This window comes from Stenotrophomonas sp. K-6, assembly GCF_056861555.1.
The window spans coordinates 1,148,313-1,164,247 of sequence record NZ_JBSPUC010000001.1; the positions used below are offsets into that span (position 1 = coordinate 1,148,313).

Below are 15,935 nucleotides of genomic sequence, written 5' to 3' on the forward strand. Positions count from 1 at the left end.
ATGTGCATGCTCGGTTCCTTCTGGGCTCAGGGCGCGGGCGTTGCCGCGCCACTCTGGCTGGCGATCCAGCGGGCGATCTTGGCGTCCAGGATGTCCAGCGGCATCGAACCGTCTCGCAGCACTTCCTCATGGAAGCGACGTGCGTCGAAACGCGGCCCCAGTGCAGCCCTGGCCTTGTCGCGCAGTTCCATCATCTTCAGCTCGCCCAGGCCATTGGCCAGAGTCTGCCCGGGCAGGGCCATGAAGCGTTCCACTTCGGCGCTGGCGTCGCTGGCGCTCATGTCCGCGGTCTTGACCAGATAGTCCACGGCCTGGCGCTTGCTCCAGCCCTGCGCGTGCACGCCGGTGTCGGCGGACATGCGCGCGGCACGGGTCAGCGCGGCCTGCAGGTAGCCGATCCGCTCATACGGATCCTGGTAGACGCCCAATTCCTCGCCCAGCGACTCGGCGTACAGCCCCCAGCCTTCCACGAAGGCGATATCGCCGCCCAGGCGACGGAAGCGCGGCAGCTTGTCCAGCTCCTGCTGCAGGCCCAGTTGCACGTGATGGCCCGGAATGCCTTCGTGCAGGAACTGCATCGGCGCCGACCAGCGGCGACGGCTCGGCAGATCGCTGGTGTTGATGTACAGCACGCCCGGGCGCATGCCGTCCGGCAGCGGTTGCTGATAGCTCACCGCGCCGGCGGTGGCCGCCCGTTCGGGCTCGACCGCGCGGATCTCCATCGGCGCCTTGGGCAGCGTGCCGAGCAGCGTCGGCAGGCGCGCGTTGACCTGGCTCTGCAGCTGCTTGTAGCGGTTGATCAATGCATCGGCACTGGCGTACTGGAAATCGCGGTCGGTGCGCATGGTGCGCAGCAGCTTCTGCTGCGAGCCGCGGATCTTGTTCTCTTTCATGATCGTGGCGATCTGCGCCTGCAGGGTGGCCACGCGTTGTTCGGCCAGCGCATGGATCTGTTCGGGCGTCAGCGTGGAGGCCGTGCTCTGGACGATGGTCTGCGCATACCAGGCCTTGCCGCCGGGCAGGCCGGCCAGGCCATCGGTGCTGCGTGCCGCGGGCAGGTACTCGGTGGCGATGAAGCCGCGCAGGGCGCGGTAGGACGGCATGATGCGCAGCTCGATCATTCGCTTGTATTCGGCGGTGATGCGCGCCTTGTCGGCGGCCGGGAAATCCTCCGGCAGATTGCGTATCGGCGCCCAGAAGATACTCTCTTCCGCAGTCGGCTTGATGACCGCGTCCAACTGCGGCAGGACCTTTTCCATCAGGTCACGCGGCTGCACCACACCGGCAGCCATGCCTTGGCGCATGTTGGCGATGGCCTGCTCGAACAGGGCCGGAATGCCCAGCGAACGGCGTGACCAGCCATCATAGTCCTGCACCGTGTTGAAGGGCTGCGCACCGGAGCCGGAGCCGAGAATGGCCATGATGCTGCCAAGGTTGTAATACTGGCTCACCGGCAGCATCCAGCCGGGGAACTGCTCGGCGGCCAGCGACATGCGCGCATCGCGCACGAAGATCTCGTAGCTGAGCAGGTCCTGGCCGGTCAGGCCATCCGGGCCGATCTTCTCGACCTTGCCGAGCCATTCCACGGTGAAGTCATGCGACTGCTGGCGGTAGGCGGCGGAGAGGATGTTGGGCAGCTGATCGTTGTGGCGGCTGTCGCCCTGGAAGGTGGCCTGCAGCGGATTGAGCCGCATCGCGGCATCCCAGTACTCATCGTAGATCCGGTCCAGCTGCGCGGCCTTGCTCTGCTGGCGCACCAGCGGCTGGCGGGCAGGGGCGGCGGCCGGGCGTGCACGCGGCTTGGCTTTGGGCTTGGCCGCAGGCCGGGTCTGCGCTGCGGCGGGCCGGGTGGCCTTTTTCTTGGCAGCTTCGGCCGGGGCGGCGGCGCTGAAGGCCATCAGTACGGCGATGGCAAGCGCCAGGGCGCGGGCGGGGTGGGGCATCGGCTGTTTCCGTAAACGCACAGACACGGGAGCTTGCCCGATTCGCCTGCGTACGGCCAGCACCGGTCCCCGGTCAGCTTTGTCACGTACGGCGCTCAGTCAGCTGCGGCAGCGCGCGGCTGCCACGAAGTTCAGCGATCGCCGGCGCGGGTGAACGGCACGCTTTCCGGTGCGACCGCGCCGCCGGAGATGATGAAGCTCATCGCCTGGTCCACGGTCCAGTCGGTGGGCGTAAGCAGTTCCACCGGCACGATTTCCAGATAGCCCGAGGTCGGGTTGGGGGTGGTGGGCACATACACCGCCGCCAGCTCGCGGCCCGTGCCCTGTTCCTTGATCACCCGCGTGACCAGGCCGACCGACTTCATGTCCCGGTGCGGGAAGTCGATCAGCACCACCCGCTGGGTACTGCCCGGTTCGGTCTGCAGCATGTCCAGCAGTTTCTTGGCGCTGTCATAGATGATGCTGGCCAGCGGAATGCGCTTGATCACCGCGCCGAACCAGCGCAGCAGGCGCTGGCCGATCACGCGGCGGCTCAGCACGCCCACCGACAGGATCACCAGCAGGGTGGCGGCCAGGGCGATGATGTCCTGCATCCACTCGACCTTGATCCAGCCCAGGTAATGCGGGAACGAGGCCGCGATCTGCTCGGACAACGGCACCACCAGCGGGCTGGAAATGCCCGACAGCAGCACGAACACGAATTTGACCACCACCCAGGTCAGCCAGATCGGCAGCAGGGTCAGCAGGCCTGTCAGGAACAGGCGCTGCAGGGAGGGACGCGGAACGAGTTGGGGGGCTTCGGGCGACATCTGCGCATTGTAGCGGTGGCGATGCCCGGTTTACGCTGCCCGTCCCCGCAGGACGCGGGCGCTGGGGAGAATGCTGTGTTGAAGAATGGACTGAAATGGGTGGGCATCTCGATCCTGAGCCTGGTAGTGGCGGTCACGGTGCTCTGGGGGGGCTCGCGGTTCTGGCCGCTGCCGGCGGAGCAGCGCGAGGCGATGCGGCTGCTGCAGGCGCCGTTGCCAACACGCGGCGAAAGCGGCTTCACCGCGTTGTGGACGCTGCGCTACGACGGGCTGGAGGACGCGGGGCGTGAGGCCATCATGGCGCAGGATGTCGAACGTTGGCGGAGCGGTACGCCCGGCCAGCGGCCCGTATCGTCCAGCGCGGAAGCGCGCTACCCCGCAGCGCCGCTGTCTGCCTTCGCGGGCTGCGGCCAGCGCGGTATCGGCTGCCTTGCGGCGGTGCGCGCCGACCCGGACGGTGTCGAGGCCGCGCACGCCGGCCACGAGGCGCTCCACCAGCGCGTGGCCGCGCTGGCCGGGTACGGTCACTTCACCTCGCCGTTCAAACCGTTCGACACGGATCCGATGGTGCCGCTGCCGGTCTTTCAGCCGGTGCTTGATCCGTTGACAGCCCACGCGCTCGCGCACGTACGGGGCGACAGTGAAACCGCAGTTGCGGGTACCTGTGCGGACATCCTCAGTGGTCGGGCGATGACCGGGCAGGGCGATACGCTGATCACCAGCATGATCGGCGCGGCGATGGTGGAGAGCAACGCCCGGTTGCTGGCCGATATCCTGATTGAACTGCCTGCTGATGCCGCGCTGCCTGCCGTCTGCGATGCTGCGTTGGCGCCCATGACGCCCAGCGAGCAGAGCCTGTGCACCGCGATGCGCGGTGAGTTCGCGCTGGCGGGAGCGGGATTGCGCCTGACGACCGGGAATCCGGCGGCGCAGTATCTGTTATTGGATATGCCGCGCACCCAGGCACGCCTGGCACCCCGCTACGCGTGGGCGTGCGCCGCCAGTGCTGAACTGGTGGCCAGCCGGGATGCGCCCACCCCGATTCCCGGGCCCGCACAGGATCTCTTTGCCTGCATCGCCAATCCGCTGGGATGCGCCTTGGCCAACATCACCGGGCCGGACATGCGGCAGTACGCAGGCCGCCCGCAGGACGCTGCCGCGATGCTGCGCCTGGTGTCAGCGCAGCGCTGGCTGCGGCAGCAGCCCACCGCCGCATCCGTGGCCCTGCAGAGCCTGCCGGAAGCACTGCGGTCGCCAACCCGCACGCCGGTGCTCAGCGACGATGGCCGCTGGCTGCAGGTGGAGCGGCGCGCGGTGACGAGCGATGTCGGACCGACGCTGCGCGTGCCGATGCGCGCGCCGGTGCACTGAAAAGCGCGCCGGGGCGCAGCGCCTCAGTGGTCCTGCGCTGATGCCAGCGGTTCGAACGCGCTGCCGTCGCCGACGGTCTCCAGTGTCCAGCGGCGTGGCGAGGTGAGCGTCTCCCAGCGCACGCGTTCCTGGTCCGATTCGATGCTGCCCTCGGCATGGCGCACGCGGCGGGTCGAGTAATTGATGCTCAGGCTTTCGGTCTGCCCGGAGTTGCGCATCATCGAGTTGCGGTCATAGCCGATCAACGCGAAGGCGCCGTCCTGCCAGCGGAACGTGTAGCTGGCCGAGCCTGTGGACCAGCTGCCAGCGTTGGAAAAGAAGAACAGCGTGGTGCGCAGCGTGCCCCGCACGATCGAGACGCCATCGCCGTCTTCGAATACATCGGACAGGTTCGGCGCCTCGTGGCGGGTGATCAGCGTGTGGTTCTGCGCAGCGAGCGTGTAGCCGCCCGGCGTGGACCAGGCGATGGCCAGCAGGCGTGGATTGCTGTCCAGCGGGCTGATGCCAAAGCCATCGTGTTCGACGATGTTGCGCGGGTCCTGCTGACGTAGCACGAGAACGAGATCCTCGCGCTTGTCGCCGTTGAGGTCACCGCGAAGCTGCTGCTCGATGCGCCACCCTGACGGCACAAAACCTTCGGCCCGGGTGGCGTGGGCGGGCAATACCGGATAGTCGACCGGTGGAATCCGCAGTTCCTGCGCGAACGCGGGTAGGGCAGTGAGCAGCAGGGCAGCAAGCAGGGGCAGGCGCATGGTCGTCCGTGGGGTGGAGCCGGCGCGCGAGCATAGCAAGCGCGCGATGACTCATCCCGCGCGCTGGCGTGCCTCGGGCTTGAGCCGCAGGTAGACCTGCTTGCGCACGCGGGCGATGACCTCGCCTTTCGCATCGACAATGTCGTTGCTGAACCAGTGCAGGTACTTTTCCCCGCTGGCGGTGGCGGTACGCAGTTGATCCAGTAGGACTTCGTCCAGCCTGAACTCGGCGGCCACGGTGCCGCGGCCCGGCTTGAGGAACTCGATCTCCCCGGCGCGGTCCCAGACGTAGTAATCCCGGCCCAGGTTCTGCATCACGGTGAGCATCCAGAACGGATCGGTCATCGCGAACAGGCTGCCACCGAAATGGGTGCCCACGTAATTGCGGTTCCAGGGGCGCATGCGCAACTCGACGCGCACATGGCGGTAGTCCGGGCTGACATGGGTGACATGGATGCCGGTGAACAGGAATGGCGGCCACAGGTTGAGGCCAAGGCGGAAGACGGAGGCCTTCATTCGGATCGCAGCTCAGTGGAGAGGAGATCCGAGTCTACCATTCGCATGCGTATGGAGTTGCGCCTCAGCCCAGTCCACCGTCATCCACCGCATACCCATTCCGGCCGGCCGCCTTGGCCTGGTACAGCGCCGCATCGGCACCTTCGAAGAAATGCCGCGGCTCGGTGCTCGCGGTCGGCACGCGCGTGAACACGCCGACGGTCACGGTGATATGCGTGGTCGAACCCCGCCCGGCCGGAATCTCCAGCGCCTGCGCGCGCCCGACCAGATCCTGCACCACCTGGATGGCGCCTTCCGGCGTCGTGTCGGGCAGGATCAGCGCGAATTCGTCGCCGCCGAAGCGCGCGGCCATGTCACGTGGGCGACGGGCATGCGCGCGGATTTCCTGCGCGATCCGGCGCAGCACGTTGTCGCCGGCCTGATGGCCGAACTCATCGTTGTGGCGTTTGAAGTGGTCCACATCGATCAGCACCAGGCTCAATGGCCGCCCGGTGCGCCGGCCGGCATCGTGCTCGGCCTGCAGGGTCTGCTCGAAACGCAGCCGGTTGCCCAGCCCGGTGAGCGCGTCGCTGTTGGCCTGACGCCGCCAGGCACTGACGCGCCACAGCGCCCACGCCAGGATCACCGCCAGCATGCCGACCAAGGCGGCGGCCGGGGCGAACCACAGGTTGCCGGCGCGCAGCAGCACGAAGCTCACCAACAGCGTCGATGGCAGGGCGAGCACGCCGCTCAGCCATGCCCGCGGCATCGTCAGCAGCAGGCAGCACAGCGCCACCAGTATTCCGGTAAGCGCGCTCTGCGCGAGGGGCGCCAATGGCACGATGGCCTTGTCGCCCAGCAGCATGGAGGCCACGTTGGCCTGGTACTCGCTGCCGCTCATCCAGCGGTCGCGCGTGGTCGGGGTAAGCAGCGGCGGCGCCATCCCACTGGCAGTCATGCCGACCAGGACCAGGCGGCCACGCAGCAGCGCCGGGTCCACCTCACCGTTGAGCACATCCGCGTAGGACAGCTGCGGGAAGCGTTCGGGCGGGCCGGCATAGCGCACGCGGACATAGTGGTCGCGCCGCCACTGATAGGGCGACTCCAGGCCGGGGCGCTCATCGCGCAGCCCGGGCAGTGGGCTGGGCGGATTGGCCAGGGCGAGGCCGAGTGCTGGCCAGTGAGGTGAGCCGATGCCCGCGGTAAGGAACAGGCCGCGCGCGACGCCATCGCTGTCGACCTCGATATCGCTGTGCCCCAGGCTCGCCGCGTTGGCGGCAATCAAGGGGATGGGCAGCAGTTCCTCGGCCATGCGCGGGCCGCTGGCCGGCGCGGCCACCACGGGCAGCACGACATGGCCATTGCGACGGATCGCTGCGGCCAGCTCGGCATCCTGGGTGCTGTCCTGGCGGTCGGCTTCGGACAGCATCAGGTCGAGCACCACGCGCTCGGCGCGGGCATCGGTGAGCCGATCGAGCAGGCGCGCATGGGTGCCCCGTGGCCACGGCCACTGGCCGAGCTGCTGCAGGCTGTTGTCGTCGATCGCCACGATCAGCAGGCGTGCATCGGGGGTGTACTCCCAGCCGCCCACGTAGGCGTCGTACACCGCTTCGTCCTGCTTCCAGAACCACTGCCAGTGGCTGGCGGCCACGGCCAATGTACCGACCACTGCTGCCAGCACGATGCGTTGCGGCCAGGGTAGGTGCAGCGGTCTCACAGCAGCAGCCACAGCAGCAGAGCGCCGCCGCCTGTGGCGTAACAGGTGCGGCAGGGCAGGGCGATCTGCTGTGTCGGGGAGAAGGGACCGGCGTAGCCGTCCTCGTCGATGTACTGCACGCGGACGTGCAGCGTGCCGCGCCAGGGCCGCTTGAGTGTCACCGCGGGTTGATCGAGCTCGCGGTCGAGCAGCGGGGTGGCGAAGTCACCGCGACGGTCCAACTGCACGCGATAGCGCTGCCCCGGTGCGCCGGCCTGCCAGCGCAGCGTCAACTGCCCTTTTGCCGCCTCGGGGGGCTGCAGCGCGGGATCGACCGGTTCATCGGTGATGGTCAGCGGCAGCGGCTGCCCGAAACGCCCGCGGTCGCCGTTGCGATCCACCGAGGCCACGCGCCAGACGTAGGCGCCGGGCACCAGGTCCTGGCCAGGACGCAGATGGGTGGCGCGGGTGTCCTGCTCCACCAGCGGATCGAGGAACTGCGGGTCGCGGGCGATCTGCAGCACGGTCCGCTCGGCGTCGGCCACCCGGGTCCATTCAAACCGCGGGCGTGCGCTGTTGACCGTCTGGCCATGCAGCGGGCGCACGGTCAGTGGGGCGGGCGGCTGGTCACGCACCTGGAAATCGTGTTCGGCATCCAGACCTTCAACGTGCTCCGCACTGACCGCCCGCACCAGCAGGCGCAGATCGCCCGGCGGCAGGTCGGGCAGGGTCAGCGCGGTAGCGTCGGTGTCGCGTGCGAACAGCAGCACCTCGGGTTGGTCAGCGCGGACCACCTCGACCCGGTAACCCACCGCGCCCGTCACCGGTTGCCAGGCCAGCGCGGCGGGCAGGGTGGCCAACCGCTGGGGATCGGTCGCCAACACGGGGGCTGGCAGCAGCGCTTCCAGCTCGGCCGGTCGTGCATCCAGCGACGGGCTGCGCGTGGCTTGGCCGTGGGTGACCAGGCGCTGGCCGCGACGGTTGCCGACCTGCACGCGGCCTTCCAGTACTTCAGTGGCCGCGCCACGACCGGCCTGGCCGGCGCTGACCCGGAAGACGGTGCCGCGCACGCTGCTGGTCGCGGTGGGCGCATCAATGATGTAGCGCGAGGCCGGGCCATTGGCCGGCGTCACGCGGTTGCTGGCACGGCCCTGTTCCAGACGCAGGCGGGTATCGACCATGCCGGTGCGGCCATAACGGGAGAGCTGGTCGAAACGCAGCCGCGAACGCTCGCGCAGCTGCAGGCGTGAATCATCGGCAAAGACCACCGTGACGCTGGCATCGTCGCCGGTGACCAGTTCCTGCCCGATCCGCAGCAGATCGCCTTCGGCGACGTCATGGCGGGGCTTGCCATCGGTCTGGCTGTGTACCGCTCCCCGCACGGCAAGGACCCGCGCCGGCGCAGGCTGGACCTGCAGCCAGGCGACGGGAAAGCGCAACTGGCTGCCGGGCGGCAGGCGGTAGGGATCGGCGATATCGTTGTGCGACTGCAGCTGCTCCCAGGCGATGGATGGCTTCAGATAGCGGGCGCTGAGGTCCCAGATCGTGTCGCCGGGGCGAACCCGGTAGGTCCAGTCCTGGGCGAGCACCGGCGCGGCGGACAGCAGCAGCACCGCCAGCGCAATCGCGCGTACGGCCAGGGGGAAACGAAGCAAACGGGTCACTCTCACGGTCATTACGGCCCTGCAAGGCGGGGCGCAGCCACGGGGCCGGCATGGCCCAGACCTCATCCTCCCCGATGGATCGCGACCTCCAGTGTGCCGCGGCGGCATTATTGCCCGGCGGCTGTGCAGGGTTTCTGAACGTGATTCACGTCACACATCGAAGTCGCCGATTCCGATAGGCGACTTCGTCAGGCCAGCGCCCCGGACGGCGCTGGCCTGCATCCATCAGAACAGCAAGGAGGCCATCCGGCGGCGGTACTGGCCGACCAGGTCTTCATCCTCGATCACCTTGAAGGCATCGATCAGTAGTTTGCGCGGACGACCCTCGTCGTAGGTGCGGTCCCGGCGCAGCATGTCCAGGAACTGCTCCAGCGCGGCGGCGTCCTGTCCGGACAGCAGCAACTGCACGCCACGCAGATGGCGGGCCTGCAGGTCATCGCCATTGGCCGCGATGCGTGCTTCCAGCACCTCGGCGGCCGGGGCTTCCTGCAGGGCGCTGGCGAATTCCAAGCGGGCGCGGGCGCGCACGGCGCGGTCATCGGTGGAGAGATTGGCCGGCAGCGCATCGATCAGGGCGGTGGCTTCGGCGGTGGCGCCGGTCTGCAGCAGCGCCAGGGCCAGATCGAGTTTGAGTTCTTCCCTGTCCGGCTCGGCGGCGATGGCTGCGCGCAGCACATCGACCTGGGCCTGCGGGTCCAGCGGCGGCGCCTCGACGGCTTCTTCTTCGTCCGGGACCGCCTCCAGCGGGACCACGCCATGCTGGGTCAGGAACTCGCGCAGTTGACCCTCCGGCACCGCGCCGGGGAAGCCATCCACGATCTGCCCGCCCTTGACCAGAAACACGGTCGGCACCGAGCGGATCTGGAAGGCGGCCGCGATCTGCTGTTCCTTGTCGACATCGACCTTGGCCAGCTCGAACGCGCCGTGATATTCGCCGGCCAGCTTTTCCAGCATCGGGCCCAGAGTCTTGCAGGGGCCGCACCAGGTGGCCCAGAAATCGACCAGCACGGGGGTCTGCAGGGACTTCTGCAGCACCTCGGTCTCGAAGGTCTCGGTGGTGGCGTCAAACACGTGGGGCAGATCGCTCATGGTTTCAGATCAACGGGAAACTGGAGAGCAAGTGTATGGTGCCGGTCGCGGCCGGACGCAACCCCAGCGGGCGGAATCCGCCCGGAACGGCCACAATGCAGGCCTTGTGAACTCGCCGGGTGCAACATGCTGGGACTCCATCGTTGGGAACGTGCGCTGGGCATCGCCGCCGCCGTGTTGTTCGTCGGGGCGGTGATTGGATTCGGCGCGGCGCTGCCGCTGTTCGATCCGATCGGCCACCCGGTCGCGCTGCTGGGTGCGATGGGCGTGCCGCATGCGCTGGCCTTCAACCTCCTCGGCTTCGCGCTGCCCGGCCTGCTTGCCAGCGTGGTCGCGCTGCGCCTGCTGTTGCGGGTGCCACGTACGGCACCCTGGTCGATGCGGGTGGGGGCGCAGTTGTTGATGCTGGCCGGCGTCGGGTTCACCGCGATGGGGGTGCTGCCGTTGGATACCAGCGATCTGGACAATCCGGCCAGCCAGTACCACGCCAGTGCGTGGATGGTCTGGGTGCTGGCCTTCGTGCCGGGTGCGGTGATGTCCGGCATTGGTGCGTTGCGCATATCGGCCTGGCGTGCCGTCGGCGGCCTGCATCTGGCGTGCGGGGTGGGCGTGCTGCTGGCCGCGTTCGCGCTGCAGGCACTGCTGCCGGCCCCGCTGGCACAGCGCGTGGCGTTCGGGGTGTGGCTGGTCTGGCTGGTGGCGGTGCTGCCGTTGGCCCCGGCCGCGCGGCGGTCCTGAGCGCGGGCGTGGCCTCTGCTGCGCCCGGCTACGCGCCTGGACCGAAGTCAGGGAGTGATGCTTTTCGCCAATCTCCTGTCAATTCAATGAGATGAGGGGTTTGGCCAAGGCGGTGGGCAACGTCGATTGGAGCCCTTTGCCGCACTGCGGTACCCTGTGCCGCTTTGCCGCCGCACTAGCGTTTTTATGACCAGCGTCGAACCCAACGTTTACGATCCGCAGCAGGTTGAATCCGCCGCCCAGCAGTACTGGGATGCCACCCGTGCCTTCGAGGTCACCGAGACCTCGGACAAGCCGAAGTTCTACTGCCTTTCGATGCTGCCGTATCCGTCCGGTGCGTTGCACATGGGCCACGTGCGCAACTACACGATCGGTGACGTGATCAGCCGCTACAAGCGGATGACCGGCCACAACGTGCTCCAGCCGATGGGCTGGGATGCCTTCGGCCTGCCCGCTGAAAATGCGGCGATCAAGAACAAGACCGCGCCGGCCAAGTGGACCTACGCCAACATCGAGCACATGCGTGGCCAGTTCAAGGCCATGGGCTATGCGATCGACTGGTCGCGCGAGTTCGCCACCTGCACGCCCGAGTACTACGTGCACGAGCAGCGCATGTTCACCCGCCTGATGCGCAAGGGCCTGGCCTACCGCCGCAACGCGGTGGTGAACTGGGACCCGATCGATCAGACCGTGCTGGCCAACGAACAGGTCATCGACGGCCGCGGCTGGCGTTCCGGCGCGCTGGTGGAAAAACGCGAGATCCCGCAGTGGTTCCTGCGCATCACCGATTACGCCCAGGAACTGCTGGATGGCCTGGACGAACTGCCGGGCTGGCCCGATTCGGTCAAGACCATGCAGCGCAACTGGATCGGCCGCTCGGAAGGGCTGGAGATCCAGTTCGACGTGCGTGATGCCGACGGCAGCACGCTGGATCCGCTGCGCGTGTTCACCACCCGTCCGGACACCGTGATGGGCGTGACCTTTGTGTCGATCGCCGGCGAACACCCGCTGGCCCAGCACGCGGCCAAGTCCAACCCGGCGCTGGCCGCGCTGCTGGCCGAGATGAAGCAGGGCGGCGTCTCCGAGGCCGAGCTGGAAACCCAGGAAAAGCGCGGCATGGATACCGGCCTGCGCGCCATCCATCCGGTCACCGGCGCCCAGGTGCCGGTATGGGTCGCCAATTTCGTGCTGATGGGCTACGGCACCGGTGCGGTGATGGCGGTCCCGGGCCACGATCAACGCGACAATGAATTCGCCAACAAGTACGGTCTGCCGATCCGCCAGGTCATCGCGTTGAAGTCGCTGCGCAAGGAAGAGAGCGCCTACGACCCCACCCGCTGGCAGGACTGGTACGGCGACAAGACCCGCGAGACCGAGCTGGTCAACTCCGAAGAGTTCGACGGGCTGGATTTCCAGGGCGCCTTCGAGGCGCTGGCCGAGCGCTTCGAGCGCAAGGCCCAGGGCCAGCGCCGTGTGAACTACCGACTGCGCGACTGGGGCGTGAGCCGCCAGCGCTACTGGGGCTGCCCGATCCCGGTGATCTACTGCCCCAAGTGCGGCGCTTTGCCGGTGCCGGAAGAGCAGCTGCCGGTGATCCTGCCGGAGAACGTCAACTTTGTCGGCACCGGTTCGCCGATCAAGGCCGATCCGGAATGGCGCAAGACCACCTGCCCGGACTGCGGCGGCGCAGCCGAGCGCGAGACCGACACCTTCGATACCTTCATGGAGTCGAGCTGGTACTACGCGCGCTACACCTCGCCCGGTGCCCGTGACGCGGTCGACAAGCGCGGCAACTACTGGCTGCCGGTCGATCAGTACATCGGCGGCATCGAGCACGCGATCCTGCACCTGATGTACTTCCGTTTCTTCCACAAGCTGCTGCGTGATGCGCGCATGGTGGACAGCAACGAGCCGGCGCAGAACCTGCTGTGCCAGGGCATGGTGATCGCCGAGACCTACTACCGCCCGAATCCGGACGGCTCCAAGGACTGGATCAACCCGGCCGATGTCGATGTGCAGCGTGACGAGCGCGGCCGCATCGTCGGAGCGACCCTGATCGCCGACGGCCAGCCGGTGGTGATCGGTGGCACCGAGAAGATGTCCAAGTCCAAGAACAACGGCGTGGACCCGCAGGTGATGGTGAGCAAGTACGGCGCCGATACCGTGCGCCTGTTCTCGATGTTCGCCGCGCCGCCGGAGCAGTCGCTGGAGTGGAACGAAGCCGGCGTGGACGGCATGGCGCGCTTCCTGCGTCGCTTGTGGGCGCAGGTGCAGAAGCATGCCGCCGACGGTGCCGCCCCGGCCCTGGACGTGGCCGCGCTCAACGCCGAGCAGAAGGCGCTGCGCCGCAAGACCCACGAAACCATCGGCAAGGTCGGCGACGACTACGGCCGCCGCCACAGCTTCAACACCGCCATCGCGGCGGTGATGGAACTGATGAACGCGCTGGCCAAGTTCGATGACGTCAGCGAGCAGGGCCGTGCGGTGCGCCAGGAAGCGCTGCGTGCCACCGTGCTGCTGCTCAATCCGATCACCCCGCATGCCAGCCATGCGCTGTGGCAGGTGCTGGGCCACGGCGAGGAACTGCTGGAAGACCAGGCGTTCCCGGAAGCCGATCCGGCCGCGCTGGTGCGCGACGCAGTGACGCTGGCCGTCCAGGTCAACGGCAAGCTGCGTGGCACCATCGATGTCGCGGCCGATGCCCCGCGGGATCAGATCGAAGCGCTGGGTCTGGCCGAGCCGAACGCGGCCAAGTTCCTGGAAGGGCTGGTGGTGCGCAAGATCATCATCGTGCCCGGCAAGATCGTGAACATCGTGGGGGCCCCGCAGGGCTGATCCTGTCGTGCCTACCGGGTGCCTGTGCACCCGGTCCGGTATCAAGTCCTGTTCACGCGGCATCCGGCACGATCACTGCTTGTTGCCGCGACCGCCCGGCTCCTACAGACTGTGTCCATGACCCGATTCCTGCTTGCCCTTGTCCTGACCGCGACCCTTGCCGGGTGCGGTTTCCATCTGCGCAACAAGCTGATGCTGCCGGCCGACACCGCCGCAGTCCAGGTAGTGTCCACTGCGCCCTACAGCGAGCTGGTGAAGCTGCTGCGTCGTGGTCTGCAGTCCTCGGGGGCACAGCTGGCCGATCCGGACAGCACCGGTCCGGCCTCGCAGCTGCAGGTGGTGTCCGAGCGTTGGGGCGACCTGCCCATCGCGATCGATGCCCAGGGCCGTGCCCAGGAATACAGCCTGCGCTACGCGGTGATCTTCATCTTCCGTCGCGAAGATGGCAGCGAGCTGGTGCCGCAGCAGGTGATCGAACTCTCGCGCGATTACGTGTCGCCGCCGACCGACGCCACCGGTACCACCACCGAGCGCGAAATCCTCGCCGACGAACTGCGTCGCGAGATGTCCGCCTCGATCATGCGCCGCATCGACAGCGTGGTCCGTGCCGAGCTGGAGCACGGCCGTGCGCCGGCCAAGCCGGGTACGACGCCGGTGGAAACGCCGGTTGAGATCCCGGCCGCAACTCCGGCAAGCCCGACCTCGACGACCCCGACGCCGGCGGTCCCCGCCGTCGTCCCGCAGGGGCGCTGAGCCCGGTCCGCCTGCGGATCGGCCTGCCCGGATGGAACTGCGTCCCGAACAGCTCGCCAGCCAACCGGCGAGCCAGCCGTTGGCCCCGGTCTACCTGATCGCCGGCCCTGAGACCCTGCGTGTGCTCGAAGCCGCCGATGCGGTGCGTGCGCGGGCGCGTGCCGATGGCGTCAACGAGCGCGAAGTCTTCGATGCCGATGGCCGTGACTTCGACTGGAACCAGCTCGACGCCAGCTTCAACGCGCCCAGCCTGTTCAGTGCCCGACGTCTGATGGAGCTGCGCCTGCCCAGCGGCAAGCCGGGCAAGGAAGGGGCCGAGGTGATCAGCCAGTTCTGTGCCAATCCGGCGCCGGACGTGATCCTGCTGATCACCTGCAACGAATGGAGCAAGGCCCACCAGACCAAGTGGGCCGATGCGGTCGGCCGCGCCGGGGTGATCTCGGTGGCCTGGGCGATCAAGCCGCATGAGCTCACCGAATGGATCGAGCGCCGCCTGCGTGGCAAGGGCCTGCGCGCCGATCCCCAGGCCGTGCAGCGCCTGGCCGAGCGGGTGGAGGGCAATCTGCTCGCCGCCGCGCAGGAAATCGACAAGCTGGCCCTGCTGGCCGATGGCCAGACGCTGGACGTGGACACGATGGAGTCGCTGGTGGCCGATGCCGCCCGCTATGACGTGTTCCGCCTGGTTGAAGCGACCTTCTCCGGCCAGCCCGCCGCCGTCCTGCGGATGGTCGCCGGCCTGCGTGCCGAGGGTGAAGCGGTGGCCGCGCTCACCCCGATCGTGATCCGCGAGCTGCTGTCCACGGCCGGTCTGGCGCGGGTACAGGCGCGCGGCGGCAACCTGGCCGCGGAAATGAAAAGCCGCGGCATCTGGGAGTCGCGGCAGGCACCGTTCAAGCGCGCGCTGCAGCGTCACCCCGAGGTCAAGCGCTGGGAGCGTTTCGTGGCCGAAGCGGGGCTGGTGGACCGCATCGCCAAGGGGCGCGCCGATGGCGATGCCTGGCTGGCGCTGGAACGGCTGCTGATCGCCGTCTCCGAAGCCCGCGCCGTGCGCCTGCTCGCCCGGGCCTGAGCCCATGGGGCTGCGCATCTATTACGGCGGGACCTTCGATCCCGTCCATCTGGGCCATCTGGCCATTGCTCTGGCTGCGCGCGACCAGCTGCAGGTCGCAGTGCGCCTGCTGCCGGCCGCCGATCCTCCGCACCGTGCCGCCCCCGGCGCCGATGCCGCGCAGCGCTTGGCGATGCTCGCCCTGGCGATCGGTGACGAGCCCGGCCTGCTGCTGGACCGCCGCGAGCTGGACCGGGCCGAGCGCACCCCGGGCGTGCCGTCCTATACCGTCGATACCCTGCGCGAGCTGCGTGCCGAGCTGGGCCCGCGCCAGCCGATCGCCTGGCTGATCGGAGCGGACAGCCTGCTGGCCCTGCCCAGTTGGCATCAGTGGGCGTCGTTGTTCGATCTGGCGCATTTCATCGTCGCCGACCGCCCGGGCAGTCCCCTGGCCGACACCCTTGACCCGGTGCTGGCGCAAGCCCTGGAAGGGCGCTGGGCCAGTCATGAGCGCGAGCTGTTCAACGCGCCGGCCGGCCGCCTGCTGCGCCTGCAGGCCCCGCTGCGCGAGGAATCGGCGACCGCCGTGCGCGCACAGATCGCGGCGGGCGGCCCCTGGCAGTCGCTGCTGCCCGGGCCAGTGGCGGGCTACATCCTGGATCACCGCCTGTACGGGGCGACACCGTGGTGAATACGCGCGGGCGCGCCGCCCCGTATAATCGATCCCACATTTATCGAGTTG

13 protein-coding genes are annotated in these 15,935 nt (G+C 68.3%); 6 read left to right on the forward strand and 7 right to left on the reverse strand.

All coding sequences use genetic code 11. The features are described from left to right. Positions 1-26 precede the first annotated feature (26 nt). Positions 27-1,943, reverse strand: coding sequence for a DUF885 domain-containing protein (locus AC13F7_RS05060; protein WP_481468837.1), 1,917 nt, complete (start codon positions 1,941-1,943; stop codon positions 27-29). A 131-nt stretch (positions 1,944-2,074) separates the two neighbouring features. Then, positions 2,075-2,752 (reverse strand): DUF502 domain-containing protein, encoded by a 678-nt coding sequence (locus tag AC13F7_RS05065; RefSeq protein ID WP_123730567.1) that lies wholly within the window; start codon positions 2,750-2,752, stop codon positions 2,075-2,077. Positions 2,753-2,851: 99 nt separating this feature from the next. Here AC13F7_RS05065 and AC13F7_RS05070 point away from each other — a divergent pair, with 99 nt between their 5' ends. Continuing rightward, positions 2,852-4,123 (forward strand): hypothetical protein, encoded by a 1,272-nt coding sequence (locus AC13F7_RS05070; protein WP_482999435.1) that lies wholly within the window; start codon positions 2,852-2,854, stop codon positions 4,121-4,123. 23 nt (positions 4,124-4,146) lie between these two features. Here AC13F7_RS05070 and AC13F7_RS05075 read toward each other — a convergent pair whose 3' ends face one another. The 5 genes from AC13F7_RS05075 to trxA all read right to left on the reverse strand — a co-directional run bounded on the left by AC13F7_RS05075 (position 4,147) and on the right by trxA (position 9,819). Continuing rightward, a complete protein-coding gene (locus AC13F7_RS05075; protein ID WP_482999436.1) occupies positions 4,147-4,875 on the reverse strand; it encodes a hypothetical protein in 729 nt (242 codons plus the stop codon). A 51-nt stretch (positions 4,876-4,926) separates the two neighbouring features. Continuing rightward, complete coding sequence (locus AC13F7_RS05080; RefSeq protein ID WP_482999437.1) at positions 4,927-5,391, reverse strand: DUF4442 domain-containing protein; 465 nt, start codon at positions 5,389-5,391, stop codon at positions 4,927-4,929. Positions 5,392-5,455: 64 nt separating this feature from the next. Continuing rightward, a complete protein-coding gene (locus tag AC13F7_RS05085; RefSeq protein WP_482999438.1) occupies positions 5,456-7,087 on the reverse strand; it encodes a CHASE2 domain-containing protein in 1,632 nt (543 codons plus the stop codon). After that, positions 7,084-8,742, reverse strand: coding sequence for a FecR family protein (locus AC13F7_RS05090; protein WP_482999439.1), 1,659 nt, complete (start codon positions 8,740-8,742; stop codon positions 7,084-7,086). Before AC13F7_RS05090 ends, AC13F7_RS05085 begins: the two co-directional genes overlap by 4 nt. 213 nt (positions 8,743-8,955) lie before the next feature. Beyond that, the gene (trxA, locus tag AC13F7_RS05095) at positions 8,956-9,819 is read right to left on the reverse strand and encodes a thioredoxin (protein ID WP_482999440.1); all 864 of its coding nucleotides are present in this window, start codon (positions 9,817-9,819) and stop codon (positions 8,956-8,958) included. 126 nt (positions 9,820-9,945) lie between these two features. Between trxA and AC13F7_RS05100 the strand changes: the two genes are divergently transcribed. The 5 genes from AC13F7_RS05100 to nadD all read left to right on the forward strand — a co-directional run bounded on the left by AC13F7_RS05100 (position 9,946) and on the right by nadD (position 15,884). Next, complete coding sequence (locus AC13F7_RS05100) at positions 9,946-10,557, forward strand: DUF998 domain-containing protein (protein WP_482999441.1); 612 nt, start codon at positions 9,946-9,948, stop codon at positions 10,555-10,557. 186 nt (positions 10,558-10,743) lie between these two features. Then, positions 10,744-13,392 carry a leucine--tRNA ligase gene (gene leuS / locus AC13F7_RS05105; protein WP_482999442.1) on the forward strand — a complete coding sequence of 883 codons (2,649 nt, stop codon included), beginning with the start codon at positions 10,744-10,746 and terminating at the stop codon, positions 13,390-13,392. A gap of 117 nt (positions 13,393-13,509) precedes the next feature. Continuing rightward, positions 13,510-14,145 (forward strand): LPS-assembly lipoprotein LptE, encoded by a 636-nt coding sequence (locus tag AC13F7_RS05110; RefSeq protein WP_481468821.1) that lies wholly within the window; start codon positions 13,510-13,512, stop codon positions 14,143-14,145. Positions 14,146-14,176: 31 nt separating this feature from the next. Further along, positions 14,177-15,214 (forward strand): DNA polymerase III subunit delta, encoded by a 1,038-nt coding sequence (gene holA / locus AC13F7_RS05115; protein ID WP_481468819.1) that lies wholly within the window; start codon positions 14,177-14,179, stop codon positions 15,212-15,214. A gap of 4 nt (positions 15,215-15,218) precedes the next feature. Continuing rightward, positions 15,219-15,884 carry a nicotinate-nucleotide adenylyltransferase gene (gene nadD, locus AC13F7_RS05120; protein ID WP_482999443.1) on the forward strand — a complete coding sequence of 222 codons (666 nt, stop codon included), beginning with the start codon at positions 15,219-15,221 and terminating at the stop codon, positions 15,882-15,884. Positions 15,885-15,935 lie beyond the last annotated feature (51 nt).